Consider the following 26,119-nt stretch of genomic DNA (forward strand, 5'->3'; position numbering starts at 1 on the left):
AGACTCTTCGCATGAAGGGTCTTTTTTTATTAATTAAAGAGAGCAACTGATATATTTTACTTATTAAAATTTTTATTCAATCTTGAATTTTTCTTTTTAAATAATAGTAAATAGTATACTCCAAAAGAATACAATATTTTAATAACAACATTTTTTTTATTGCCAATTTATCTTCTCAATTTTTCAGTATTTTGTGATTAGCATTTTAAAGCTTTCGCAATAAATTTTTTAATTATTTAAAAATATTTACTGTACTTTTATTTTAAGATTTTTTATGCATGCTCTCATTAATTGAGATTATGTTTTCGAAATTGTAATCAAATATTAAATACCAAAAAAAATTTTAAAGCTTATGAAGAACAAAATTTATATACAAATCAAAAAAGGAATCCTTGCCTTAAGTCTTCTTGGATTTACTTTCGGAAGTGCATATGCGCAATATTGCACACCCACATTTACTGATATTGGTGGTGGCGATTTCATCAGTTATTATGAAGTTGGCGACATCGTAAATTATTCAGATGAAGATGCTGATAATTATGCTGACTACACCGCAGATTTTTCTACAGATTTACTTATGGGTGCAACATATACAGTCTATTGTGATGTTGGACCCGATTGGGATGAAGCCATAAAAACATTTATTGACTACGACCAGAATGGGGTATTTGAAGATTATGAAGAAGTTGGTTGTGTAATAGTACCCAATGCCACCGGCGGTGGCTCTTATGAATTTACCGTACCTTTTGATGCTGTTCCCGGAACAACACGTCTTCGTGCAATATGTGAATATAATGGTCCTTGTGATGGTTTAACAGCATGTTTTTCCGGTACCTATGGAGAAGCCGAAGATTATACTGTTGTAATTATTGGAGGAGATGATTGTGAAGGTACCCCGGATGCCGGAACCGCTTCATCCACTATGGAAACTACATGCGCTTCCTCTGTATTCACATTGTCGGTTCCTCCTGTAACTGCTGCAGGTGTTACTTATCAATGGCAAAGTTCTGTTGATGGAAGTACTTATACTGATATTGACGGAGCTACATCTTCCTCCTTATCTACAAGTCAAACCGATGCTACCTGGTATCAGTGTGTTGTAACTTGTACTGGAAGCGGAGAGAGTTCAATTTCAACTGCAGTTTTTGTAAATAATGAATGCCTTGGTTGTATGGATGAAACTGCCTTAAATTATTATGCAGAAGCAAACGTAGATGATGGCAGTTGTTTTTATGGATATACAATTTCTGATTGCGATTATGAAGGATCATTGCTTACAGTGCCTGATGGAACTGTTGAATTATGTTTAACTGATGATGGCGTTAGTACTGCACAACCAATTGGTTTTGATTTTCCATTTTACGAAACACCTTATAGTGAAGTGTATGTGGGAGCTAATGGCTATATGTCATTTAATTCCGGCTTGGGAAGTGCTTGTTGTACCGGGCAATTATTACCCTCTGCAACTTATCCAAATTCTATTTTCTTTGGTCAGGAAGATTTTGATCCAAACTCTTGTACAGATGGCGACATTTATACCTGGACTCAAGGTGATCCCGGAAGTCAGATCTTTGTTTTGGCATTTGAAAATGTTCCTCATTATCCCGGACCTGATATTGCTTTGGTTACTGTTCAAGTACAATTATTTGAAGCAACAGGTGAAATAAAAATTGTGAGCACCGAAATAAATAATGACGGTGGTTCCAGCACAATGGGGCTTAATCTTGATGGCACTATTGCACAACCGGTGGATGGTCGTAATCAAGAACTATGGACTGCTTATGATGAGTGTATTTTATTTTCACCCGCAGATGCAGGTGGTGGTAGTGATTGTGATCTTGTACCTCCAACAGATATTTATGTAGATGGTTTAAGTGCTTACACCGCAATATTTCATTGGACTAATCCCGAAGGAACCGGAGCAACAAAAGGTACTTTATGGGAGTTGTCAACTGGTGATTATAGAAAATTCACAGTATATGAAACAGAAGAATATTCTTTTGCAGGAAACTTAACTCCTTCCACTACTTATGGTATCCGTTTAAAATCTGCTTGCGCAGATGGCGACTACTGGACTCCTTCACTTTTCTCTGACTGGTATTATTTCACTACCGATCCATTGCGTGAAGGCGAATTTGCACAATCAATTGCGTTATATCCAAATCCGAATGATGGAAATTTCCGCATTCAATTAAACGGATATGAAAGTGGTGAAGCACAAGTGATTATTATGAATGCAGTTGGTCAAGTAATGTATGATGCAAATATTAGCATTGATGCAAATGCATCTGTACATGATATATCATTAAATCTTGCTGCTGGTACTTACATTGTAAAAGTGATAAATGGTTCTGAGATTGTAACCAATACAATTATTGTAGAATAAAATAAACTGAGATAATTAGTTATTAATTTTTTAAAATGCTCCGGTTGTTACCGGGGCATTTTTAGTTATGGTACATCCATGTACTTATGCAACTGCAAGGATATTTGCCATTCCGGATGTTGCTTTGTGTATTCAATTATTAATGGCATGATATGATTGCGCTTTTCCCATTCGGGTTGAAGAAATAATAAACACTCTGCAGATACTTTTTTTCTGTTTTCTTCTGCCCACAAAAAATCACTTTTATTAAAAATCACAATCTTTAATTCGTTTGCTTTTTTTGCAACTTCATCAAGTGGCGCTTTAAATTTTTTTGGTGAGAAACAAATCCAATCCCAATTTCCGGATAATGGATAAGCACCAGAAGTTTCAAGATGTGTTTTTAATTTGTTTTCATGTAATGCATCTGTAAGAGAGTCTAATTGATACATCAATGGTTCGCCGCCGGTTACTACACAAATTTCTGTTGGATACTTTGCTGCGGTATGTGCTAATTCCTGAACTGATAAAACAGCATGTTTTTCGGCATCCCAACTTTCTTTTACATCACACCAAACACAACCTACATCACAACCTGCTGTGCGAATAAAATACGCTGCTTTGCCCTGATGAAATCCTTCGCCTTGCACCGTATAAAAATGTTCCATTATTGGAATTACAGGATTTAAAGCTTCCATTATGATTGCTTAAGCGTAATAAATTTTCTTTGCTGCACTCAAAGTATTTTGCATGAGTGAAGTAACCGTCATTACTCCAACGCCACCGGGAACAGGAGTTATGGCTCTGCATTTTGGCGCTACGTTTTCATAATCTACATCGCCTTTAATTACATATCCTTTTTCATTATCCGCAGATAATCTTGTAATACCAACATCAATTACAACAGCTCCTTCTTTCACCATATCTGCGGTTACAAATTCAGGTTTACCTAATGCAGCCACAATGATGTCTGCTTCTAATAATATTTCTTTCATATTTTTTGTGTGGCTATGGCAAAGTGTTACCGTACAATTACCCGGCTCACTATTGCGTGAAAGTAAAATACTCATGGGTGTTCCAACAATATTACTTCTTCCAACAACTACACAATGCATCCCATTTGTTTCAATATGATATCTTTCCAAAATTGTCATTATACCCATTGGTGTGGCAGATACAAATGCAGGTAAATTCAATTGTACTCTGCCAATATTTTCGGGATGAAATCCATCCACATCTTTCTCCGGTTTTATAGCTAAGGTTACTTTATTTTCATCAATATGTTTTGGCAATGGAAGTTGCACTATAAATCCATCTATATCCGTATTATTATTCAACTCATCAATTACCTGCAATAATTTTTCTTCTGATGTATCAGCATCTAATCTTATTAAAGATGATTGCATTCCCACTTTATTACAAGAAGTCACTTTGCTTTTTACATAAGTTTCACTTGCACCATCAGTACCAACTAACACTGCTGCAAGATGTGGAATTTTACCACCTGCTTTTTTGATGTTTTCAATTTCGTTAGCTATTTCTTCTTTAATAACTGCGGACAATTTTTTTCCATCGAGTATTAACGGACTCATAATTATTAATTTATTCTTCATTTAATTTAAGAACTGCTAAAAATGCTTCCTGCGGAACTTCAACAGACCCTATCTGACGCATTTTTTTCTTTCCTTTTTTCTGCTTTTCTAATAATTTTCTTTTCCGGGAAATATCACCACCATAACATTTTGCTGTTACGTCTTTTCGCATAGCAGAAATAGTTTCACGAGCGATAATTTTTGCACCAATTGCAGCTTGAATGGCAATCATGAATTGTTGACGTGGTAATAAATCTTTTAATTTTTTACAGAGCTTGCTTCCAAATTCATAGGCTTTATCACGGTGAATTAATGCAGAAAAAGCATCCACAGGTTCACCATTTAATTTTATATCCAGCTTTACCAGATCACCTGGTTTATAATCTGTTAATTCATAATCAAAAGAAGCATAACCACGTGATATAGATTTTAATCTATCATAAAAATCAAAAACAATTTCAGTAAGCGGCATTTCAAATATCAGTTCAACTCTGGAAGTAGTGAGATAAATTTGGTTTTGCAAAACACCTCGTTTATCCATACATAATTTCATGATGGAACCGATATAATCCGGTTGAGTAATAATTTGCGCTTTTATATAAGGCTCTTCTACATGATCCAAATAAGAAGCATCCGGCATATCTGTGGGATTATGCACTACTAACATTTCACCCGAAGTTGTAAATGCATTAAAAGATACGTTGGGAACAGTAATAATGATATTTTGATCAAACTCTCTTTCCAATCTTTCCTGTACAATTTCGAGATGTAGCAAACCTAAAAATCCGCAGCGAAAACCAAAGCCTAATGCAACAGAACTTTCAGGTTCGAATACAAGTGATGCATCATTCAGTTGCAATTTTTCAAGACTATCACGCAAGTCTTCATATTCATCATTATCTAATGGATAAATACCTGCAAATACCATCGGCTTTACATCTTGAAATCCTTTTATGATATCTGATTTTATTCCTACATGAGTTATGGTATCACCTACTTTAATTTCTTTCGCTTGCTTTATTCCTGTAATAATATAACCAACATCACCCGCAGAAACTTTTTCACGTGGCTCGAAACTCATGCGCAAAATTCCAACTTCATCTGCCTGATATGATTTTCCTGTTGCAACAAATTTTATTTTATCATTCTTTTTCAATGTGCCATTGAAGATGCGATAGTAAGCAACTACTCCACGATAGTTGTTGAACATGGAATCAAAAATCAAAGCTTGTAATGGAGCATTTGGATCTCCTTTTGGTGCAGGTATACGATTGATAATAGCATCAAAAATATCTTGAACTCCCAATCCTGTTTTTCCACTTGCTTCAATTATTTCTTCTCTTTTACAACCGATTAAATCCACAATCTGATCCTTCGTTTCTTCTACCATTGCACCATCCATATCAATTTTATTTACGATAGGAATAATTTCAAGATTATGTTCTATCGCTAAATATAAATTGGAAATTGTTTGTGCTTGAATTCCTTGAGAAGCATCCACTAAAAGCAATGCGCCTTCACATGCCGCAATGGAACGGGAAACTTCATACGAGAAATCTACATGACCGGGTGTATCAATAAGATTTAATACATAGTCTTCATTACCATGCACATAATCCATCTGAATTGCATGGCTCTTAATAGTAATACCACGCTCACGTTCTATATCCATATTATCCAGCATCTGGTCTTGATAATCTCTGTCACTAACAGTTTTTGTAGCTTGTAAAAGTCTATCCGCCAAGGTGCTTTTGCCGTGATCTATGTGTGCAATAATGCAAAAATTTCTTATGTTCTTCATATTGGAAAATCTCCTGAAACTGGCGGCAAAAATAGGGAATTTAAAAGCCTTAACAGGAGTATTTCTTTTTTTTGAATTACTACAGAAACAATTGTAACCATCTTAAAATAAAGTATATTACTTTTTTTTTATAACATTGCTCAAATAATTAACTAATCCCATAATTTTACAATTATGACACACCAATTTCAAAATGCGAATCTAATTGTACGTTCCATTGCATTTATTATAGATCTAATTATAATTGGAATGATTTCCACACTATTTCTAATAATGGCATTGGGAAAAACACCTATAGAAATCAGAGTATCTAATGAAGGTGGACCTACCAACCTGATGGATGAATATCAGTTATTTGCTTACATGGCACCCATCGTTACAGATCCGCAAAGAAGTGTGTACATACAAGATTTTTTGAAAAATTATCCAATGGAATCTTTTGTCGGAATCATTTTTATTCCGTGGTTATTCCTAGGCTTAATAGAAGGATTATTTGGTGGTAGTATAGGAAAACTTTTAACGGGAATTCGAGTTCGGCGAAAGGATGGGGGAAAGGCATCTTTAGCTACAACTACAGTTAGATTTTTTGCGAAAATTGTATCTACACTTATATTCTTTATAGGGTTTATAATTGCATTTTTCGATAAGAAAAAGCAAACCTTACATGATAAAGTAGCCAATACACTTGTATTAAAAAAATAGAATTCTACCAAGTAATTCGTACCTGCAATCGTGTATCTGTTTTATTGTTGCCGTAAATTAAATCATTGCCGCTGCCAATTTCATTGCGATCAGTGTAATGTGTATTTGCAATCTTAAACCAGAATTCCAACCATCGCAATGGAGAATACTGTATCATTATATATGTTCGTGTACCATGCCCGCTGAAATTGCTTATACTATATGCATATAACAAATCACTTTCGTAAGTATAGATTCTTGTATCGTAGGAGTCAGTATTAAAAACTGCAAATCGTGTATAGAAAGCAAAAGGTGAATTGAAGGGTTTATAATTTACATCCTGATAAAGAATATAGCCCTTTTCGGGACTATCAAAACTCTGATCATAAAACACATATTCAAACCGGTTACGCAAAGTAATAGTTTGACTTATTTTATATTCCAGATGTAATCTTATATTTCTTTTTATAACATTGGTAATTATATCATGTGGTATTTCACCTTGAAAATCTGCATCTGCATTTAGTGAGGAGGTTTCTGTTTTAAACCGCAGATAAGTTTGCATTATTTTATTTGGCTGATAAGTAATTTGCATAATTATATCCGTGCCATAAGTGGGTGCATCTGCATCATATTCAAGCCATGGATTTTTATACATATCCAGATATCCGGAAAACTTTATTGCTCGTTTCGGACGAATTTCAAAACCGGTATATAATCCTTGTTCATTTTGAGGAGTAGAGTTTTCAGAAAAAGCATTTGCATATAACGATTGATAGGCTCTGTCGTAATAGCGATGCACAATTGAAATATCTACTTTGGGATCTAATGAAAGTACGAGTCCATTTATGGTTGCAATCTTTTTATTTTCACTCATTGCAGTTTCTCCAAAAAATAAATTATTGCGGAGTAAAACAGAGTAATGTACCCCGAGATTTAATAATTCATCATCATTAAAATCAAAAATTTCATACGGTGAAATATCTTTATTTAATGGTGCACTTAATTTTGTATAATTACCAGAAACTCCAATTGAAAACAAGGGATTATAATAAGTAATATCTGCTCCGGTTATTAATTCTTTAATAGCATCTTTATCTTCCCATTCATTTACTGTGCGATGCAAACCTGTATAAGTAATTGAACTTACTTCAGAAGGGATATCGCTATCCACTGAATCTACAGCAGAAACATTAGCATCAATTTTTTTATAAGAACCGAATACCGTTGCCTGTAATTTATCACTGCCGAATGTTGCAGCAGCACCCCGTAAAAATCTATTTTCATCCACAGAAGTATATGGGTCCAGAACCGGTCCTGTGCGACGCACAGCAATTGAATAGATACTTTTTCCCAATCCGAATCCATTAAAAATTGTAAGTCCTTGACCAATACGCACTTCATAATCACCCAAAGCAAGAGATTTCATAAAACCATTTGTTCTTCGAAAAAAATGTGCGCTATAAAAATCAAATCCTTTCGGTTGATAGCTATCACCAAAACTTTCACCAGGATCTTTTTCAGCAGTGATTCCATAGCTTAATTTATTTTTATATGCATATCTGAATCTTGTATAAATGCGATAATTATCACCGAGATACGGACTGGATAAAGTGGAATCACCCGAATAACCTATTTGCTCTTGTAAAATTCTGGAAGTGCGAAAATAAATTTGATATTTGCCGCCATCCAATTCATTAAAAATATTCTGAATAGACGCACTATTATTTTGTTGTACAATTATATAAGGTTTAATTCTATTAATATCATTTAAAGTAAATGAAGAAATAGTTTGAAGTTCATAAATATTTAAAAGTGATCCGTAATATTTTTTATGTTGCAACAGATCACGAATTTGTATTTCAGAAAGAAGTCTTGTATTCCTTAATTCAGTAAGTGTAGCATTATTTAAATTAATTGGATTTGCTTTTAAAAAATCGAGATACTCTAAAAAAGTGTCGTAATCAAATTCACTTAGGTCTTCTGATTCCACCATTTGTTCCAGCACATCACCGGTTTGAATATTATCACCGGCAGGATTTATTTGAGCATATGTAACAGAAATGGATTGAAAAGTTATCCATAAGATAATAATTGTATCATATACATTCTTATTCGAATTCATATAAGAAAGCAGCAGAAGGCGACATACCTAATTGCGGGTGATATTGAGTGGAAGCATCTAAGAAAAAATTATCGAACATTAAACCAAAGCCAACAGTGTATTGCGCAGGATTTGACATGAATCCACCACGCAAATACAAAATATCTGCAACTAAATATTCAAGACCTGTTTTAATTCTAAAACTTTCGCTGGTATTTAATTCGCCATCTAAATAAATTCCAAATACATCTGAAGGAATATATGCGATACCAAAATTCACAAAGGTTGGTAATTGATCATCGGGTATGCCACCACCAATTTTAGTTTGTGCTGCATTAAAAATTCTGAAAGAAGCTGCAAATTCTTTAATAGGGGTATAATATAAACCAACTTCACCAGTAGCCGCCCAACCATCATCCGTTTGTGTAATTACTGTATGCAAACCATTTAATTGAATACCTATTCCAAACTGATCAAATAATTGTAAGCCATAGGCGATTCCTGCTTTATTGTATTGAAACGTTTCATCACCACGAAAATTAAAAGTAAAACCAAAAGTGCCTGCATTTTCCGTAGGCAATGTAAAAGCTATCCATGCAGATGTAAGATCTTCGAATTGATAATAGGATATTGCAGAAACAGCAAGTGTTATGTTCTCTACAAATGCCATTGCGCCCTGATTATTTGCAGCACTAAAACCATCAATCAAACTGGTTCCAGCATCACCTAATGCATTCGTGCGTGCGCCTGCATTGTTTATTCCAAATTGCGAAAAACTAAAAGTAGTAGTAAAGCTTGCGAATACAACCAGTATTATTTTCTTCATTTTATTTTATTAGTAGTGAGATAAAGATATTGGTTAATAATTGATCTGAATGGTTTAAATAGTGGTAAAAACTACAAAATTTTATAGAGGTAAATACCTATTTTTGCGCCTCTAATTAAAGAACAAAAATTAATATTACGATGGATTATCAAATGATTTTGTACATAGTGCCCCTGATGGGTGTGCTGGCGTTGATTTTTACTTACATAAGAGCCAGCTGGGTTTCCAAACAAGAGGTGGGCACTGAGCGCATGGCCATAATTGCTAAAAGTATTTCAGATGGCGCAATGGCATTTTTAAAAGCTGAGTATCGCATACTTGCAATTTTTGTTGTAATTGTTGCAGTATTGCTGGCATTATCGGGTGCCAGCGAAGAAAATAGCTCTGCCTTACTTGGAGTTTCATTTGTTGTTGGTGCATTATGTTCTGCATTAGCCGGATTTATTGGAATGCGAGTAGCTACAAAAGCGAATGTGCGCACTACAAATGCAGCTAGACAGAGCCTTGGCAAAGCATTGGAAATTGCTTTCAATGGCGGTTCAGTTATGGGTATGGGCGTTGTTGGTCTTGGTATTCTTGGGCTAGGATCTTTGTTAGTCATTTATTCTAATATGTATGGTTTTGGTGGTGTTACTGCCGAGGAAAATCAATTAGCAGCAATAAAAATCATTAACATCGTTACCGGATTTTCCTTTGGAGCTTCTTCTATTGCATTGTTTGCCCGTGTGGGTGGTGGTATTTATACCAAAGCTGCAGATGTTGGTGCTGATCTTGTTGGAAAAGTAGAAGCGGGAATTCCTGAAGATCACCCATTGAATCCAGCAACTATTGCAGATAATGTGGGTGATAATGTGGGTGATGTTGCAGGCATGGGTGCCGATTTATTTGAAAGTTATGTCGGCTCTATAGTAGGTACAATGGTGCTTGGAACTGCTTTTATGTTAGGAACAATAGAAGGTGGTTTACCTTTTAGGGAAGATGGATTTAATGGACTATCAGCTATTTTGCTTCCGTTGGTTTTAGGCGGGGTAGGTATTGTTACATCCATTATCGGAACTATGTTAGTGCGTGTTAAAGAAGGTGGTGATCCACAAAAAGCATTAAATGGGGGATCCATTGGTTCCGCTATAGCAATGGTGGTATTATCTTACTTCATTATTACATGGATGCTTCCTGCAAAATTTACTTTTACCGATATTTTATATGGAGTTGATCGCACAATTACAGCAGTTGGCATTTTCGGTGCAACAATCGTTGGGTTAGTTGCAGGAACAGCAATTGGATTTATTACTGAATATTATACTGGAACAGGTAAAAAGCCGGTATTAAAAATTGTGAAGCAATCTTCAACAGGTGCTGCAACAAATATTATCTCCGGTTTAGCAGTAGGTATGATGTCAACAGCTTTACCAATTCTCATTTTAGCGGTATCCATTATTGTTTCATTTATGTTCGGTGGTTTATATGGTATTGCAATCGCTGCGGTGGGAATGCTGTCAAACACAGGTATTCAATTGGCCGTGGATGCTTATGGACCTATTTCGGATAATGCAGGTGGTATAGCTCAAATGGCAGATTTACCTAAAGAAGTGCGTCAACGTACTGACAAATTAGATGCTGTTGGAAATACCACTGCGGCTATTGGAAAAGGATTTGCTATTGGCTCTGCAGCATTAACTGCACTTGCTTTATTCGGTGCCTTCATGCAAATAACAGGATTAAAGCAAATCGATATTTCTCAGGCACACGTTATTGCAGGTGTATTTGTTGGCGCAATGCTCCCATTCTTGTTTAGTGCAATGGCAATGCAAAGTGTGGGTAAAGCTGCCATGAGTATGATACAGGAAGTACGTCGTCAATTTGCTGATATACCCGCATTAAAAGCAGCGTTGGAAGTGATGAAGCGCAACGATGGTAAAGAAATGGAAGAATGGAGTCAAACTGATAGAGATACATTTGAAGCAGCAAATGGTAAAGCAGAGTATGCAAAATGTGTTGAAATTTCTACTCAGGCTGCTGTGAAGGAAATGGTTCTTCCGGGTTTGATGGCTGTTTTGGTTCCTGTAATTGTAGGCTTTGCACCAAAAGTGTTGGGATTAAATACCGCAGGTCATGAGTTAATGGGACCTGAGATGTTGGGAGGATTACTTGCAGGGGTTACTGTTAGCGGAGTACTAATGGCAATATTCCAGTCTAATGCCGGTGGTGCTTGGGATAATGCAAAGAAAATGTTTGAAGAAGGTGTGGAGATAGATGGTAAAATGCAATACAAAGGTAGTGAAGCACATAAAGCTGCGGTTGTTGGAGATACCGTTGGTGATCCATTTAAAGATACTTCCGGTCCTTCCATTAATATCTTAATTAAATTAATGAGCGTGGTAAGTTTAGTACTTGCAGCATTAATGATATAATCGTTTTTAAAAAAATAGGAAGCCCACTGGTTTAACGGTGGGCTTTTTTTATTGGATTAATTGGCTGTTGGATTAAAAAAGTAAATACCTGATTGCAATAAAAATACTATTAACCAAGAATGCATGGAATATATTCAGTGATTAATAAATAGAATTTTTAAGAGAATCAAATATAATCTGGCACTAAATCTTCAAAGTGATTTAATCTTCTTAAATCTTAGAAGAAATAAAAGTAATTACGAATTCAACAATTCTTTTTTATTAAGGAATGAATGACAATATATGTATTGATTAAAAAACCAATGCACTTTATCAAAGCTTGAAAAAAGTAACAACGAAATGCAATCCTTTTTTTTGATGAAAGGAATACAAGTATATGTATTGGCTAATAACTAATTCTTTGCGTGTTAACCACTTTATTTGAAACTAAATAGCCTTATGTAAAGCATTGACACGTATAGGATTTGCGGTTGTCTAAAGTGTATATGAAGATTATTCTATCACTTTAAAAAATGTGCAAACTATATAAAAGACGTTTACTATGAATTTGAAATCTAGTTAAAGCCTACCCATTAAAACAGATAAAATTTGTATTGAATTAAAAGCAGGAAAAGTTTGAATTAATAGCAATAAAAAACCCCGGCAACTTGCCGAGGTTTGTATCAGAAAAGATTATTTATTTATTTCACTATGCTTATCTGACGGATAGCATATCCATTATCAGTATATACTCTAACAATGTAGTTTCCTTCTGCTAATGTAGAAACATCAATAGAAGTTGTTGAACCGTTGTTCAAATTAATTTCAACTGGCTTCATTGCACTTTCACCACGCATATTGAAGAATTCAATAGTTACATTTTGGTAAGAGTTACTGTTGATAGCAACTGTTATTACATTAGAAGCAGGAGAAGGATATAATTTTAATGCATTAGCAAGAATTACATCTTCAATAGCAATTATATTGTCAACGAGTACATCTTTACAAATTTCATTGCTGCTAGTTGCATTTGAAGCTGTTAAACATACTTCATAAGTATCTTCTAAAGTATAAGTATGCGTAGGGCTTGTAAGCGGGCTAGTAGCAGTACCATCACCAAAATCCCAGCTATAAGTAGTGGCATTTGATGAAGTATTAGTAAATGTAACTGAACCTAAGGTTCCTAAAGTATAATTAAAGTTTGCAACTGCTGCTGGCTCACCACCAAATTCACTTTCTAAGAATTTCAGTCCTTTAATATAATAGAACTGTGGAGGATCTGTATCCAAAGCACCAGGTAAAGCAAATACAACAGGAATCTCATAAGAGTCACCATTGTCAATTGAAACTGATGCAGTAGTTGGATAGTAAGCTCCATATTCATAATCTGTACCAGCAGTTACATTTCTCTCTGCGGTATAATCTCCAGATTCAATATTGTAACCCATTGCATAAATATCAGGAGCAGTATGCTCAGTAAAAATTAATGAATCAGAATTCATCCATGTCATAAAAATTCTGTCACCATCTGCATTTGCACTCATCTGTGGATTGTAAGTAACTGCAACAGCACCAAAGGTAACGCCTGTTAAAGTACTATATGCAATTTCTTTAGCAGTCCAGTCAGTACCATTAGATGTTGTAAAGTGCATCATAACAGTATAGTCTGCATAAATAAAGTAAAGTGAATCATCAACATTTGATGTAAAACCACTTAATACAGCAGCGAAAATATTCAGTTTACCATCTGCATCAACCACTGCATCCATTTCGCTGAAGTAAGGTTTGATAGGACCAGCTCCTAAATCAGAAGCAGCAATCCAATCCTGAATTTCAGATAATCCACTTAAATCAAACCAAGGTAGGTAAGACCAAGTAGCCCCTGCGTCTATAGTTTTCAAAATTGTTGGTTGAATGTTATGGAGGCCATCAGAATTTAAAGACCCATTAAATAATGCATATCCAATTACACCTGCATGATCAAAAACAACAGTGTAATCAGTAGTAGTAGCTGTTGTTGTATCAGCAAGGATATACCAATCAGAAGCAACCTCAGTTGAATTCCAATCAAATCCACCGGCACCATCAGATGTGATTTCATATACATAATGAGTATCACCATCTAAATTCATATTAGCACTCCAAGCACTTCCACTTTCATAACTGTTGATACCAAAAGGGATATAATCGTTAGAATTACCACCTTCTGAAAAATACACTTCACTGCCATCAGTTCCATCTAATTTCATAGAAGCTTGAAGTGTAGCACCCCATGATCCGGTTGCCGGAGTAAGAGTAGGAGCATGCGCTAAATAATATGCATTCATAGGATCCGTGTTTCCAGCAGGATTCCATAATGAACCACTTGGGTAACGATTTCCATCCATACCACTAGTTCCTGCAACAAAATCAGGAGTAACTACATTATTAGTTACCCAAGTAGCACCACCATCAGTTGATAAATCGTAAGCTATAGCTCCTGAGCCACCAGGTTCACCACTGTTCTGACGATGAACAAAAGCAACGCTGTTGATTTCAGGTATATAAGATACCTGTGATTGTGGAGCTAATAGAATAGTGTAGAGATTATAAGCTGTACCAATAGCTATAAATTCTTCACCTGCTCTGCTAGAACCTTTGTTTGAATTATTAGAAATAAGTGCGTTGGCCACATTGTTTTTGTAAAATGCTGGTTGCTCGAGGTCCACAATTGCATTACCTCTTGCAGGCATTAGCTTAGCTGGTGTATTTACAACGGGTGCCTGACCAATGGCGTAGATTGTAATGAACACCGTTAAAATACTTGTAATTAATCTTTTCATAGTTAACTTTTTAGTTTTAAAATTATCACTTTTTTGAAGCTATAAATATAGCAGTAAAAAATGAAAATCAAATTTGATTGTTAAAATAATATGTTATTAAACGGTTATTTTGACGATATTATGTATTAGGAAAGTGATAGATATAAATATATAATATTAATAGTATCAAATAATTTTTGGATAAGAATTTATTCTACACATATAATATAGTGTAAATAAAAAAAGGAGCCTTGAGAGCTCCTTTTTTCGGTAAAAATTAAATTACATTTCACCAACAGCGCCTTCGGTTGCCGGAGGTGCAGCTTTTTTAGTAGCCTTTTTTGGGCTAGCTTTTTTAGCTGTTTTTTTTGTTGCAGCTTTTTTAGTTGCTTTTTTAGGAGCAGCTTTTTTAGTTGCTTTTTTCACTGTTTTTTTCGCAGCTTTTTTAGTTGCTTTTTTAGGAGCAGCTTTTTTAGTTGCAGTTTTCTTAGCAGCTTTTTTAGTTGCCTTTTTAGGAGCAGCTTTTTTGGTTGCTTTTTTCACTGCTTTTTTTGCAGTCTTTTTTCCAGCTTTTTTAGGAGCAGCTTTTTTCACCACTTTCTTAGCAGTTTTTTTCACAGTTGCTTTTTTAGGAGCAGCTTTTTTAGCTGTTTTCTTTACCGCTTTTTTTGCAGTTTTCTTAGCGGCTTTTTTTGCAGCCGGACGGCCACGTTTTGCAGCGGCTTTTTTTGGCGCAGCTTTTTTTGCTGCTTTTTTTGTTGTTTTTGCCATTGGAACTATATTTTGGTTACAGCAAAAGTAAATACATTTTTATATAACCAAAAAATATTTTTTTGTAGGGTGTTGATTTTCTACTCCATGTGATTATTAGAATATACAAATGTGAAATTCATTTTGATGTTCATCAGGAATGTTTTTATTATGAATGCGAGTGCATTTTATGTGAAAAATTTATACGGCATATGTAAATAAAATTTTGAAGAATTGTTATTGATAATTCCGCAAATAATAGATAAAATCTGTTTGTGGAATTTCTGTTATTTTTAATTGATGCATGCATGTTATTATTTGACCACGATGATAGGTAGAGTGATTCATACAATGCATAATTATTTGTGCAAAGGTTTGTTTGTATTCATTCCCTTTTAAATCATGATATATGCATAACTCATCAAAGTAATTATCTGATTTATCCGTAAAGTAATTTAAAAATTCTTCCGATTGTTTTAAAAAAGAAATATACCATTCATCAGAATTGTTTATGTTGGTTTTATCAGGACATTTATCCAAAGAAATTCCCTGCATTCTTTTTAACCAGATTACTTGCGCATCCCAAATGTGAAAGTATGTTTTGTGTAAGGTGTTAAAACTACTTTCAACCTCAGTATTTATAGGGCTTTCCGGTATTTTATTTATGTGATTTATAAGGGTGGTATTCGCCCAATTATTATATGAAATATAACTGATTAATAGGCTTTTTTGAGACATAATTATTTATAAGAACTCAAGCTTTTAAAACCGACAAGTGTATCGTGATTACGTTCATATGAATGTAAATATACGAATACCATGTATTCATTTTCTGTTTCGAAATAATTACCTTCTGCATATGAAAAATCAAATGTAGATTCTGTATTCGGTATAAATACATACATATAATTATAGTACCCTTGTTTTAAAAATAATTGACTACTGTATTGTTGTTTATCGAAATCATATTTCATCTTATTTTCTTCGGTAATTGTATAGTCATTAAAACTACCTACTACATAAAAATTACCATTGTTTAACCAGTAAGGATATTCCATAGTAAAATATATCATTGCATAGTCTGCTTCCACATTTGGATCGTTTGTTAAGTCAGCCATAATTACAAAGTTTCCATTCATATCCTTCTCATAAAAATATTGTTTGTATCCACGGCTTTCATCTATGTTGATAAATACGTTAGTAATTTCCGGACGCCTATCAATTTTTACGATGCGATCGGTTTGAAATTTTAAAGTGCGGGTATCAAATCTTCTGTATTCTTTTAGTGCAGAAAACACTTGATTATTATCATCATAAATCATCAGATTATTTTGAATTAATCTTGGTTTAAGATTATACATACCTCTGGACGAAATTCCATTTTGTATCACACTTACTTTTATTAGCTCATAGGGATTGTTTACTGATATGGTTTTTAGATCAAGTGTAAATTCAATTTTTTGATATTCCATTCTGTTTGCAACTACATTTGGTCGAACAATACCTGCATTCACAGGCACTAGATTTTCAAACACATAAAAGCGTCTTGTAATTACAGGCATAGTATCATTGTTCTGATCCCAGATCTGAATAATATAATTTCCAGATACTTTAAATTTTACATCCTGATTTGGAAAGTCAATATCATAATGTACATATTTGGTAGAGGTAGCAAATGAATATGCAAATTCTGTTATATAATTCTCTTCAAAGCCATCCAGAAATTCATAATGATTTAAATCAGATGAAGACCAATCCTGATTACAGTGTATAAAAGTATAATAGTAAGACTTTGCTACTCCCGATAAATCATCAAATGAAAGGCGAAGTTGGTCGCCGGTATTTATTTCAACCGCCGGAGGAGCCAAAGTAAGATCAATCCGACGTAACTCCACTGTGCGTATAAAAGGATAGTGTGCCTTATTAATATAGACATCATCCTGCGCCTGGATTTGAGTAAAAAAAATTGAACAGATTATTAAGCAAATAAATCTCATTGATTGTGGTCGTTGGAAAGTTGGAAAATTACAATTTAACTAATAAAACGTTATCTTATTTAATAATGTGTATGTAAAGTTGATAGTTAAGTATAAATGTTTTCATTTTGTTCGAAAATGTTTTTTAAGTTGCTGATTAGAATAATTTGCCTTTAACTTTGGGGGTCTTTTAAAAATCGGTTAACAGATGACAAAAGTGATAAAGCTGACGAGAGGTTTCGATATTAAAATTGAAGGCGTTCCGGCTAAAAAAAATAATAGCACATTTACTTCCAAAACATTTTCAATTAAACCAATTGATTTTCATGGACTGGCACCTATACCTAAGCTTTTAGTAGCGGAAGGAGATGAGGTAATGGCAGGTGATCAATTGTTTTTTGATAAACAAAATGATAATATCTTTTATACGGCTCCGGTTTCAGGAGAAGTAATTGAAATACGCAGAGGAGAAAAGCGGGCAATTACTGAGATAATAATTCTTGCCGATCAAGTTGTGAAATACCGTCAGTGGGGAAAAGCAGATGTAAATTCTATTTCCAATACTGAAATAATTGATCGCATGTTAGATTCAGGTGCATGGCATTTTCTTAAACAACGGCCTTATGATGTTGCTGCAAATCCTAAAGACGAACCCAAAGCAATTTTTATTTCAGGATTTGATTCTGCTCCATTAGCACCTGATTATAATTTTATAATGGCAGGTAAGCAATTTGATTTCCAGAATGGTATTAAGATTTTAAGCAAACTGACTAAAGGAAAAATTCATTTGTCTCTATCCTCAGATCATAAACCATGTGATACATTTGATTATGCAAAAGGTGTGGAAGTGCATTGGTTCTCCGGTCCTCATCCGGCAGGAAATGTGGGCATTCAAATACATCATATAGATCCTATTAATAAAGGAGATACAATTTGGTATATCAATCCGCAGGATGTTGCCAATCTTGGAAAATTATTTACTGAAGGTATATATCAACCGGAGCGCACGGTTGCTTATGCAGGGCCTGAATTAATTCATACTGGTTATATTAAAACTTTACAAGGCGCAAATATTTCTGAAATCATAAAAAATAATCTGAAGAATACACATGTGCGATATATTTCTGGTAATGTATTAACAGGCAAAAAGATTGAAGCAAACGGCCATCTTGGTTATTACGATCATTTGCTAACAGTTATTGAAGAAGGAGACCAGCCGGAATTATTCGGATGGTTAATACCCGCCTATCCACGTCCTACAAAATCAAGTGCATTTTTGGCTTATATGAATGAAGCCCCTTCGGGTTTTCGGGTAAATACCGGAATGCATGGTGAAGAACGGGCATACGTAGTTACCGGTCAATATGAATCTGTTTTACCAATGGATATTTATCCGGTGAATCTGGTTAAAGCAATTATGGCAAGAGACTTTGACCTGATGGAAGGTTTGGGTATTTATGAGGTGAGTGAAGAAGATTTTGCTCTATGCGAATTCGTTTGCACATCTAAAGTTGAAGTACAAGAAATTATTCGTGAAGGACTGGATTATGTCCGTTCACAAAATTGATAAATCATACAAAACTGAATGGATCCGATTAAACCATTGCGTGATAAAATCAGCAAACCACTTTGGGAAAAAGTAGAAGAGCTTGAACCCAGTTTTAAAAAGGGCGGCATGCTCGAAAATTTGCATTCCACTTTTGATGCATTTAAAACTTTTTTGTTTGTTCCACCACATGTAACCACTCAAGGGGCGCACATACGTGATGGAATTGATATGAAGCGAACAATGATTATTGTTGTGTTTGCATTAATCCCTTCGCTGATTTTTGGAATATTAAATGTTGGTCACATGCATTATGTTGCCAATGGTGAACACCTTGCTTTTTTCGATGGCTTTTTGGCAAAGCTGGGTTATGGACTTATAAAAGTATTGCCAATAGTTATTGTAGCTTATGTAAGTGGATTGGCAGTAGAATTTATTTTCGCTCAATTTCGTGGTCACCCGGTAAACGAAGGTTATCTCGTTAGTGGGATGCTTATTCCATTAGTTATGCCTCCGGAAATTCCCTTATGGATGGTCGCATTAGCATCTGTTTTTTCAGTAATTATTGTGAAGGAGGCTTTTGGTGGAACTGGAATGAATATTTTAAATGTGGCTTTAACTGCAAGGGTATTTATCTTCTTTGCTTATCCAACTTATATCAGTGGCGATCAAGTTTGGATTGCAGGTTTACAACAAGGTCCTGATGCATTTTCAGGTGCCACAGTTTTAGGCACATGGGCAAAACAAGGCATGGAAGGAATGAGTAATGTCGGATTTTCCACTTTTCATCAGCAGGTGGGATATGCACCCATTGATATGATATTTGGATTTATTCCCGGATCAATTGGTGAAACAAGTAAGATAGCAATATTATTAGGTGCCGTGATTTTAATATGGACAGGAATAGGCAGTTGGAAAATAATGTTATCTGTTATAGTAGGTGCATTTACTATGGGTTTATTATTAAACGTAGTTGATCTGATGTTTGAATTTAATAATCCACATATTGGAGTGCCGGCATATATGCATTTAATTGCAGGCGGATTATTATTTGGTGCTGTATTTATGGCAACAGATCCGGTTACTGCATGTCAAACTACTATCGGAAAATATTGGTATGGATTCTTAATAGGATTTCTTGCAATTATAATTCGTGTTTTGAACCCAGCTTATCCGGAAGGAGTTATGATGGCAGTTCTATTTATGAATGTATTTGCACCACTTATTGATTATGCAGTTATTCAATCAAATATTAAAAGACGTTTAGCCCGTGGATAGAAATAGTAATATGTATACAATTGTGTATGCCTCAATTGTTACAGTGATAGTGGCCATTGCACTTGCCTTTGCGCATAGCAGTTTAGAACCTCAGATGCTGGAAAATGAAAAGCTTGCTACGCAAAAAGATATTCTGCGTTCTGTAGGCTTAGTTGATCTTCCTAACACTGCAGAAGTTTATGGTAAATCAATCACTAGCGTTGTGATTGACGCCAATGGAAAATTAGTGGAAGGTGTGCCTGCAGAAACAGTTTCTATGGCTGCTGAATATAAAAAGCCCGAAGCTGATCAAATTCATCCCTTATTTATATATACCGCTGATGATGGCAGTAAGAAATATATTTTGCCTGTTTTTGGAAATGGACTATGGGATAAAATTTGGGGCTACGTTGCTATAGAAAGTGATTTTAATACGATCGCTGGTGTGTCAATGGATCATAAATCAGAAACACCTGGCCTTGGTGCTGAAATAAAAGATAATCCCGAAAAATATGATGATCCATTTATTGGTAAATCTATCTATGATTCAAACAATAATTATGTTTCTATCCGTATGGTGAAAGGAGGCATTAAAGAACCTGAACACGAAATAGATGGAATCTCAGGTGCTACTATTACCAGTGATGGTGTGAATGAAATGATGGAACGAGGCATTGGTTATTATTTGAGTTATTTTGAAACCATTAAAAATCAAACCTCATTAAAGTAAATATATTATGAGCGAGACAACAATAGTAAAAACCAAAACCGAATTATTCGGCAAAAAGGAAAGACGTTTACTCACTGATCCGTTTAACGACAGTAATCCGATTACTGTGCAGATACTTGGTATTTGTTCTGCGCTTGCGGTTACTGTTGCTTTAAGAAATGCATTGGTAATGTCTGTGGCAGTAATTATTGTAACTGCTTTTAGTAATTTAATTATATCACTGCTGCGCAATACAATTCCCGGACGCATTCGGATGATTATACAATTGGTGGTAATTGCATCCCTCGTTTCTATTGTTGAAATGGTGTTGCATGCCTATCAATATGATGTCTATAAACAAATGTCTGTTTATATCGGATTGATTATTACCAACTGTATTTTAATGGGAAGATTGGAAGCTTTTGCAATGGCAAATAAACCCTGGCAATCTTTTTTAGATGGTATTGGTAATGGAGTGGGATATGGTGCTATTTTAGTTACCGTTGCTTTCTTCCGTGAATTACTCGGTAAAGGTTCTTTATTTGGATATTCACTTTTACCTTCCTGGTATGTACCCAATGGATTGATGTTGATTCCTGCTGCTGCAATTTTTTTAATTGGAATAATCATCTGGATTCAAAGAGCACGTAACACCAAACTTATTGATATTTCCTAATCTGCAAAGTTTTAAAAAATGGAATACGTAAATATATTTATCAAGTCAGCATTTATAGAAAATATGGTGTTGAGTTTTTTCCTCGGCATGTGTTCTTACCTTGCTGTATCAAAAAAAGTAAAAACTGCAGTAGGTCTTGGACTTGCAGTAATATTTGTACTGGGAATTACCATTCCGGTGAATTGGCTAATTAATAATAAATTGTTGAGTGAGAATGGCCTTTTTCATACAGATCTTACTTTCTTAAAATTGATTATTTATATCGCCGTAATTGCAGCAATGGTGCAATTAGTGGAAATGGTAGTTGAGAAATCTTCTCCCTCGTTATATAATGCATTAGGAATTTTTCTACCTCTTATTACTGTGAACTGCGCAATTCTTGGAGGCGCATTATTCATGGATTCAAGGGAATACCAATTAGGTGAGGCTACAGTATTTGGTTTAGGTTCCGGCTTCGGTTGGTTTTTGGCAATTGTGGCTATCGCTGCCATTCGTGAAAAAATCCGCTATTCAAATGTACCTGCTCCATTGCGTGGATTAGGTATTGCATTTATTATTACCGGACTAATGGGTCTGGCATTTATGAGCTTTATTGGTATTAAACTTTAACAAGGTTAAGATGGACTTTATATTATTACTCGATCTCAATATAATTATTTATAGCATCGCTGCATTTGCAGGTGTAATACTTTTTCTTACCGTTGCATTACTGTATGCAAAAACAAAACTTACTGCATCTGGGGATGTAAAAATTACTATTAATGGTAAAACGGAAGAACCAGTAATTGCAAAACCGGGAGCCTCTTTATTAAGCACACTTTCAGAACAAAAAATATTTCTTCCTTCTGCTTGTGGAGGTGGTGGTACTTGTGCCATGTGTAAGTGTCAGGTGGTTGAAGGTGGGGGTGATATTCTACCAACAGAAGAAGGATATTTTACTCGTAAAGAAGTGAAAGATAATTGGCGGCTTGCGTGTCAGGTGAAAGTACGCAGTGATCTCAAAATTAATGTGCCTGCTGAAATATTTGGAATTAAAAAATGGGAATGTGAAGTGGTTTCAAATAGAGGTGTAGCAACATACATTAAAGAGTTTGTTGTGCGATTACCCGAAGGTGAGATTTTACATTTTGAAAGTGGTGGATACATTCAAATTGATGTGCCGGTATGCACAGTGGATTTTAAAACAATGGATATAGAACCACAGTTTAAACCAGAATGGGATAAGTACAATATGTGGAATTTGACAATGAAAAATCCTGAACCGATTTTCCGTGCGTATTCTATGGCAAATCACCCGGCGGAAGGAAATATTATTATGTTGAATATTCGTATTGCAACACCACCCTGGGATAGAGTGAAAGGACAGTTTATGGATGTGAATCCGGGTATTTGTTCTTCGTTTGTTTTTGGATGTAAGCCCGGAGATAAAGTAACTATCAGTGGCCCTTATGGAGAATTCTTTATTAAGCCGACACAAAAGGAAATGATTTATATAGGAGGTGGTGCAGGTATGGCTCCATTGCGCTCACATGTGTTTCATTTATTCCATACAGAAAAAACAACCCGCAAAGTTTCTTATTGGTATGGTGGCCGTTCCTTGCGTGAATTATTTTATACCGATCAATTCCGTGCAATTGAAAAAGATTTCCCAAATTTTCAATACAATGTTGCATTGAGTGAACCTTTGCCGGAAGATAATTGGACAGGTTATAAAGGATTTATTCATCAGGTGGTGTTAGATAATTATTTAAAGAATCATCCTGAACCGGAAGAGGTTGAATATTACTTATGCGGACCTCCCCAAATGAATGCCGCCGTTATGAAGATGTTGGATAATTTGGGAGTGCCGGATGAGAATATTGCGTTCGATGATTTCGGCGGATAAATAGAAAAAATTATTTACTCAAACCCCGGTCAATGCACCGGGGTTTTATTTTTAGCTATATGAAGAAATTAATATTTGTTGTTAATACCATTGCAATTTTTGTTTTTGCATCATGCACATCATCAGTAAAAATGGTGGAAGTAAAATCGCATGGCGAAACCATGGGTTCCGATTTTAATATTACTTATTTAGATAGTGCAGGTCGTGATTTAAGTGGAGCGTTGGATAGTTTGTTATTAGAGTTTAATGCAATATTCAGCACTTATGATTCCACATCCGTTATCTCTCAATTTAATGATAGTGATACTGGAATTGCATTAATAGGAAGTAATTTAGAATGGTTTACACGATTAATGATTGCAGCAGATTCTGTGTATCAATATTCGCATGGTGCATTTAATCCTGCTGTTGCGCCGCTTGTAAAATATTGGGGATTTTATGGTAAACAAAAATCATTGGAAGTGGATGCTTCGCAAAAAACAATTGATTCACTTTTGGTAATTGCACAATGGGAAAATATATATCAGTACAATCAATTTCTAAAAAAGAAAAACCCAAAAGCGAGATTAGATGTAAATGCATTTGCACCCGGTTTTGCTGCGGATTTATTGGGTGAATTTTTAGAATATAATAACATACATAATTACCTGATTGAAATTGGTGGTGAAGTAAGAGCAAGAGGAGTAAATGCAAACAAACACAACTGGACTGTTGCTATTATGCAACCGGAAGAATTATCCAAACAATATATTTCAACCATTGCATTGCAAAACAAAGCATTGGCAACAAGTGGTAACTATAATAAATATGTAATGGTGGAAGGCAAGCGATATGGACATACAATTAATCCGCATACCGGTTATCCCGAAACCAATAATTTATTAAGTGCAACAATTATTACCGATGAAGGAATTTATGCAGATGCATTTGCTACAGCATGTATGGTAATGGGTTTTGAAAACGCAAAACAATTTGTAGAAAACAATGCTTCATTACAAGCATATTTTATTTACACCGATGCAGAAGATAATATGCAAACCTGGTATAGTAGCGGACTGAAAGATTTGGTGGAAGAGAGAAAGAATTAAGAATTAGGAATTAGGAATTGGGTATCGGGTACCAAACAAAAAGAAATAAAAATCCTATCATCCAATAATCCTACAAATCCTAATTCAGCTAACTGTATTTTTTCAATTCCAAATTATTAAATATTAATTCATCAGTTTGCCAATTCATATTTCCCAATACCCGATACTCTTTTTTTTATTCATGCCAATCACAAAATCAAATAAATCATAGTTCAGACAAATACAGGAATGTTTCAACACAGCTTAATTGATTGTTGAAATTGTAAAATGATTTTTGTTTTCCTCCCTTCGGAAGGGAAATTGTAAATGTTGATTAAGATTGCTTCGCCTCTCAATGACGCTGCGGTTGAGTGTTTAGTTTAAGAATAATAATACGCTTGAGACTTGTGCGAATTGCTAAAGGCAAGTAGTCAAAAAAAACATTTATGCTTTATTCGGATCAGCACATGCTTCGCCGGGAGCACGACCACAAACAGTACATTCGCCGATTTCATTTTTCAACATAGGATTGTTGCTGGAACAGGTACCACGAAATTCTCCGCCTTTTACGAAGATGATTCGGATAGAAAATAAAAAGATGGCAGCGCCAATTAATAGTATTGTATAAAGTAGAGTGCTCATTTCTTAAAATTTTTACAAATTTACAAAGCCATTATGGCTTATTCGATATTAGTTTAACAAGTCATCATTTTTAAAGTTCGACAATGCATAATACAGAAGAAAAAAAACAAGCATTTGAAAGATTGCTCACCATTATGGATGAGCTGCGGGCGCAATGCCCCTGGGATAAGAAACAAACGATACACACACTTCGCAATCTCACTATTGAAGAAACTTATGAGTTAGTGGATGCAATTACAGCTTCTGATTTTAAAGGAATAAAAGAAGAGCTTGGTGATATTCTGTTGCACATACTTTTCTATTCAAAAATTGCATCTGAAGAAAATGAGTTTGATATTGCAGATGTATTGAATGCACAATGTGAAAAATTAATTCATCGTCATCCGCATATTTATGGTGATGTAAAAGTGGCTGATGAAGAAGAAGTGAAAAAGAATTGGGAGCAATTGAAATTAAAAGAAGGAAAGAAATCTATTTTGCAAGGTGTTCCTAAATCATTACCCGCAATGATAAAAGCATATCGCATTCAGGAAAAAGCAGCACAAGTAAAATTTGAATGGGAACATAAACAACAGGTTTGGGAAAAAGTGGATGAAGAACTCTTGGAGTTTAAAGAAATTGCATTATCCGAAAATCCCGATGCAAAAAGATTGGAAGAAGAGTTTGGTGATTTAATGTTTTCACTTATTAATCTTTCCCGATTTATAAAAGTAGATCCGGAGAATGCATTGGAGTTAACCAATTTAAAATTCATAAAACGATTTCAATACATTGAAGAAAAAGCAAGAGAACAAAACAGAAATTTAAATGATATGACGTTGGAAGAAATGGATGTGTTTTGGAATGAAGCAAAAAGGTGAAAAGTGAGTATCGGGTAGCGGGTATCGAGTATAGGGTAATCAGTAATGAGTTTTTTGTCAATGGTCAAAGTTTTTTAAGCCAACAGCAAATAGCTAATAGCCAATTAGTGAGTGATGATTAATCAGTAATGAATTTTTTTTTGTCAATTGTCTATTGTCAATTCCCCAAAAAACCTTTGCGCCCTTTGCGA

Annotated in this window: 21 protein-coding genes; 11 read left to right on the plus strand and 10 right to left on the minus strand. The window is 34.8% G+C overall.

Annotated elements, in window-relative coordinates:
- The first annotated feature begins 352 nt into the window (after positions 1–352).
- The gene (locus IPN31_06745; protein MBK8681592.1) at positions 353–2,386 is read left to right on the plus strand and encodes a T9SS type A sorting domain-containing protein; all 2,034 of its coding nucleotides are present in this window, start codon (positions 353–355) and stop codon (positions 2,384–2,386) included.
- A gap of 65 nt (positions 2,387–2,451) precedes the next feature.
- Here IPN31_06745 and IPN31_06750 read toward each other — a convergent pair whose 3' ends face one another.
- From IPN31_06750 to lepA, 3 genes are read right to left on the minus strand one after another with little or no spacing between them, the layout of a single operon-like run.
- The gene (locus IPN31_06750) at positions 2,452–3,033 is read right to left on the minus strand and encodes a 7-carboxy-7-deazaguanine synthase QueE (protein MBK8681593.1); all 582 of its coding nucleotides are present in this window, start codon (positions 3,031–3,033) and stop codon (positions 2,452–2,454) included.
- 39 nt (positions 3,034–3,072) lie between these two features.
- Positions 3,073–3,957, minus strand: coding sequence for a bifunctional 5,10-methylene-tetrahydrofolate dehydrogenase/5,10-methylene-tetrahydrofolate cyclohydrolase (locus IPN31_06755; protein ID MBK8681594.1), 885 nt, complete (start codon positions 3,955–3,957; stop codon positions 3,073–3,075).
- 10 nt (positions 3,958–3,967) lie between these two features.
- A complete protein-coding gene (gene lepA / locus IPN31_06760; GenBank protein ID MBK8681595.1) occupies positions 3,968–5,758 on the minus strand; it encodes an elongation factor 4 in 1,791 nt (596 codons plus the stop codon).
- 174 nt (positions 5,759–5,932) lie between these two features.
- On the opposite strand from lepA, the gene IPN31_06765 reads away from it, so the two are divergent.
- Positions 5,933–6,460, plus strand: coding sequence for an RDD family protein (locus IPN31_06765; GenBank protein ID MBK8681596.1), 528 nt, complete (start codon positions 5,933–5,935; stop codon positions 6,458–6,460).
- A gap of 4 nt (positions 6,461–6,464) precedes the next feature.
- On the opposite strand, the gene IPN31_06770 is transcribed toward IPN31_06765, so the two are convergent.
- Together IPN31_06770 and IPN31_06775 are read right to left on the minus strand one after the other, a co-directional pair.
- Positions 6,465–8,564, minus strand: a complete 2,100-nt coding sequence (locus IPN31_06770; protein ID MBK8681597.1) for a hypothetical protein — start codon at positions 8,562–8,564, stop codon at positions 6,465–6,467.
- Positions 8,551–9,369, minus strand: a complete 819-nt coding sequence (locus IPN31_06775; GenBank protein ID MBK8681598.1) for a hypothetical protein — start codon at positions 9,367–9,369, stop codon at positions 8,551–8,553. Before IPN31_06775 ends, IPN31_06770 begins: the two co-directional genes overlap by 14 nt.
- Positions 9,370–9,509: 140 nt before the next feature.
- Here IPN31_06775 and IPN31_06780 point away from each other — a divergent pair, with 140 nt between their 5' ends.
- A complete protein-coding gene (locus tag IPN31_06780) occupies positions 9,510–11,780 on the plus strand; it encodes a sodium-translocating pyrophosphatase (GenBank protein MBK8681599.1) in 2,271 nt (756 codons plus the stop codon).
- A 680-nt stretch (positions 11,781–12,460) separates the two neighbouring features.
- On the opposite strand, the gene IPN31_06785 is transcribed toward IPN31_06780, so the two are convergent.
- The 4 genes from IPN31_06785 to IPN31_06800 form a co-directional block, all read right to left on the minus strand.
- Positions 12,461–14,581, minus strand: a complete 2,121-nt coding sequence (locus tag IPN31_06785) for a T9SS type A sorting domain-containing protein (protein MBK8681600.1) — start codon at positions 14,579–14,581, stop codon at positions 12,461–12,463.
- Between the two features lie 261 nt (positions 14,582–14,842).
- On the minus strand, positions 14,843–15,331 hold the full coding sequence (locus tag IPN31_06790; GenBank protein ID MBK8681601.1) for a hypothetical protein: 489 nt from the start codon (positions 15,329–15,331) through the stop codon (positions 14,843–14,845).
- 216 nt (positions 15,332–15,547) lie between these two features.
- Entirely contained in the window at positions 15,548–16,048 is a 501-nt protein-coding gene (locus tag IPN31_06795) for a DinB family protein (protein ID MBK8681602.1), read from the minus strand.
- 2 nt (positions 16,049–16,050) lie between these two features.
- Positions 16,051–17,307, minus strand: coding sequence for a DUF5103 domain-containing protein (locus IPN31_06800; GenBank protein MBK8681603.1), 1,257 nt, complete (start codon positions 17,305–17,307; stop codon positions 16,051–16,053).
- A gap of 187 nt (positions 17,308–17,494) precedes the next feature.
- Here IPN31_06800 and IPN31_06805 point away from each other — a divergent pair, with 187 nt between their 5' ends.
- From IPN31_06805 to IPN31_06835, 7 genes are read left to right on the plus strand one after another with little or no spacing between them, the layout of a single operon-like run.
- Complete coding sequence (locus tag IPN31_06805) at positions 17,495–18,853, plus strand: Na(+)-translocating NADH-quinone reductase subunit A (protein ID MBK8681604.1); 1,359 nt, start codon at positions 17,495–17,497, stop codon at positions 18,851–18,853.
- Between the two features lie 18 nt (positions 18,854–18,871).
- Positions 18,872–20,110: an NADH:ubiquinone reductase (Na(+)-transporting) subunit B gene (locus IPN31_06810; protein ID MBK8681605.1), complete on the plus strand. Its 1,239-nt coding sequence runs from the start codon at positions 18,872–18,874 to the stop codon at positions 20,108–20,110.
- Between the two features lie 10 nt (positions 20,111–20,120).
- Complete coding sequence (nqrC, locus tag IPN31_06815; protein ID MBK8681606.1) at positions 20,121–20,819, plus strand: NADH:ubiquinone reductase (Na(+)-transporting) subunit C; 699 nt, start codon at positions 20,121–20,123, stop codon at positions 20,817–20,819.
- Between the two features lie 7 nt (positions 20,820–20,826).
- The gene (locus tag IPN31_06820; GenBank protein ID MBK8681607.1) at positions 20,827–21,474 is read left to right on the plus strand and encodes an NADH:ubiquinone reductase (Na(+)-transporting) subunit D; all 648 of its coding nucleotides are present in this window, start codon (positions 20,827–20,829) and stop codon (positions 21,472–21,474) included.
- Positions 21,475–21,492: 18 nt separating this feature from the next.
- Positions 21,493–22,083 (plus strand): NADH:ubiquinone reductase (Na(+)-transporting) subunit E, encoded by a 591-nt coding sequence (gene nqrE / locus IPN31_06825; GenBank protein MBK8681608.1) that lies wholly within the window; start codon positions 21,493–21,495, stop codon positions 22,081–22,083.
- Positions 22,084–22,093: 10 nt separating this feature from the next.
- Complete coding sequence (locus tag IPN31_06830) at positions 22,094–23,359, plus strand: NADH:ubiquinone reductase (Na(+)-transporting) subunit F (GenBank protein MBK8681609.1); 1,266 nt, start codon at positions 22,094–22,096, stop codon at positions 23,357–23,359.
- A gap of 59 nt (positions 23,360–23,418) precedes the next feature.
- A complete protein-coding gene (locus IPN31_06835) occupies positions 23,419–24,447 on the plus strand; it encodes an FAD:protein FMN transferase (protein ID MBK8681610.1) in 1,029 nt (342 codons plus the stop codon).
- A 423-nt stretch (positions 24,448–24,870) separates the two neighbouring features.
- On the opposite strand, the gene IPN31_06840 is transcribed toward IPN31_06835, so the two are convergent.
- Positions 24,871–25,068, minus strand: coding sequence for a hypothetical protein (locus IPN31_06840; protein MBK8681611.1), 198 nt, complete (start codon positions 25,066–25,068; stop codon positions 24,871–24,873).
- A gap of 83 nt (positions 25,069–25,151) precedes the next feature.
- Between IPN31_06840 and mazG the strand changes: the two genes are divergently transcribed.
- A complete protein-coding gene (mazG, locus tag IPN31_06845) occupies positions 25,152–25,928 on the plus strand; it encodes a nucleoside triphosphate pyrophosphohydrolase (protein ID MBK8681612.1) in 777 nt (258 codons plus the stop codon).
- The last annotated feature ends 191 nt before the right edge of the window (positions 25,929–26,119 follow it).

This window comes from Bacteroidota bacterium (assembly GCA_016715425.1).
GTDB lineage: Bacteria > Bacteroidota > Bacteroidia > Chitinophagales > BACL12 > JADKAC01.

Excerpts from the sequence above, each read along its gene's own strand:
- IPN31_06745 (MBK8681592.1), top strand. The coding sequence starts at position 353 with ATGAAGAACAAAATTTATATACAAATCAAAAAAGGAATCCTTGCCTTA.
- IPN31_06750 (MBK8681593.1), bottom strand. The coding sequence starts at position 3,033 with ATGGAACATTTTTATACGGTGCAAGGCGAAGGATTTCATCAGGGCAAA.
- IPN31_06755 (MBK8681594.1), bottom strand. The coding sequence starts at position 3,957 with ATGAGTCCGTTAATACTCGATGGAAAAAAATTGTCCGCAGTTATTAAA.
- lepA (MBK8681595.1), bottom strand. The coding sequence starts at position 5,758 with ATGAAGAACATAAGAAATTTTTGCATTATTGCACACATAGATCACGGC.
- IPN31_06765 (MBK8681596.1), top strand. The coding sequence starts at position 5,933 with ATGACACACCAATTTCAAAATGCGAATCTAATTGTACGTTCCATTGCA.
- IPN31_06770 (MBK8681597.1), bottom strand. The coding sequence starts at position 8,564 with ATGAATTCGAATAAGAATGTATATGATACAATTATTATCTTATGGATA.
- IPN31_06775 (MBK8681598.1), bottom strand. The coding sequence starts at position 9,369 with ATGAAGAAAATAATACTGGTTGTATTCGCAAGCTTTACTACTACTTTT.
- IPN31_06780 (MBK8681599.1), top strand. The coding sequence starts at position 9,510 with ATGGATTATCAAATGATTTTGTACATAGTGCCCCTGATGGGTGTGCTG.
- IPN31_06785 (MBK8681600.1), bottom strand. The coding sequence starts at position 14,581 with ATGAAAAGATTAATTACAAGTATTTTAACGGTGTTCATTACAATCTAC.
- IPN31_06790 (MBK8681601.1), bottom strand. The coding sequence starts at position 15,331 with ATGGCAAAAACAACAAAAAAAGCAGCAAAAAAAGCTGCGCCAAAAAAA.
- IPN31_06795 (MBK8681602.1), bottom strand. The coding sequence starts at position 16,048 with ATGTCTCAAAAAAGCCTATTAATCAGTTATATTTCATATAATAATTGG.
- IPN31_06800 (MBK8681603.1), bottom strand. The coding sequence starts at position 17,307 with ATGAGATTTATTTGCTTAATAATCTGTTCAATTTTTTTTACTCAAATC.
- IPN31_06805 (MBK8681604.1), top strand. The coding sequence starts at position 17,495 with ATGACAAAAGTGATAAAGCTGACGAGAGGTTTCGATATTAAAATTGAA.
- IPN31_06810 (MBK8681605.1), top strand. The coding sequence starts at position 18,872 with ATGGATCCGATTAAACCATTGCGTGATAAAATCAGCAAACCACTTTGG.
- nqrC (MBK8681606.1), top strand. The coding sequence starts at position 20,121 with ATGTATACAATTGTGTATGCCTCAATTGTTACAGTGATAGTGGCCATT.
- IPN31_06820 (MBK8681607.1), top strand. The coding sequence starts at position 20,827 with ATGAGCGAGACAACAATAGTAAAAACCAAAACCGAATTATTCGGCAAA.
- nqrE (MBK8681608.1), top strand. The coding sequence starts at position 21,493 with ATGGAATACGTAAATATATTTATCAAGTCAGCATTTATAGAAAATATG.
- IPN31_06830 (MBK8681609.1), top strand. The coding sequence starts at position 22,094 with ATGGACTTTATATTATTACTCGATCTCAATATAATTATTTATAGCATC.
- IPN31_06835 (MBK8681610.1), top strand. The coding sequence starts at position 23,419 with ATGAAGAAATTAATATTTGTTGTTAATACCATTGCAATTTTTGTTTTT.
- IPN31_06840 (MBK8681611.1), bottom strand. The coding sequence starts at position 25,068 with ATGAGCACTCTACTTTATACAATACTATTAATTGGCGCTGCCATCTTT.
- mazG (MBK8681612.1), top strand. The coding sequence starts at position 25,152 with ATGCATAATACAGAAGAAAAAAAACAAGCATTTGAAAGATTGCTCACC.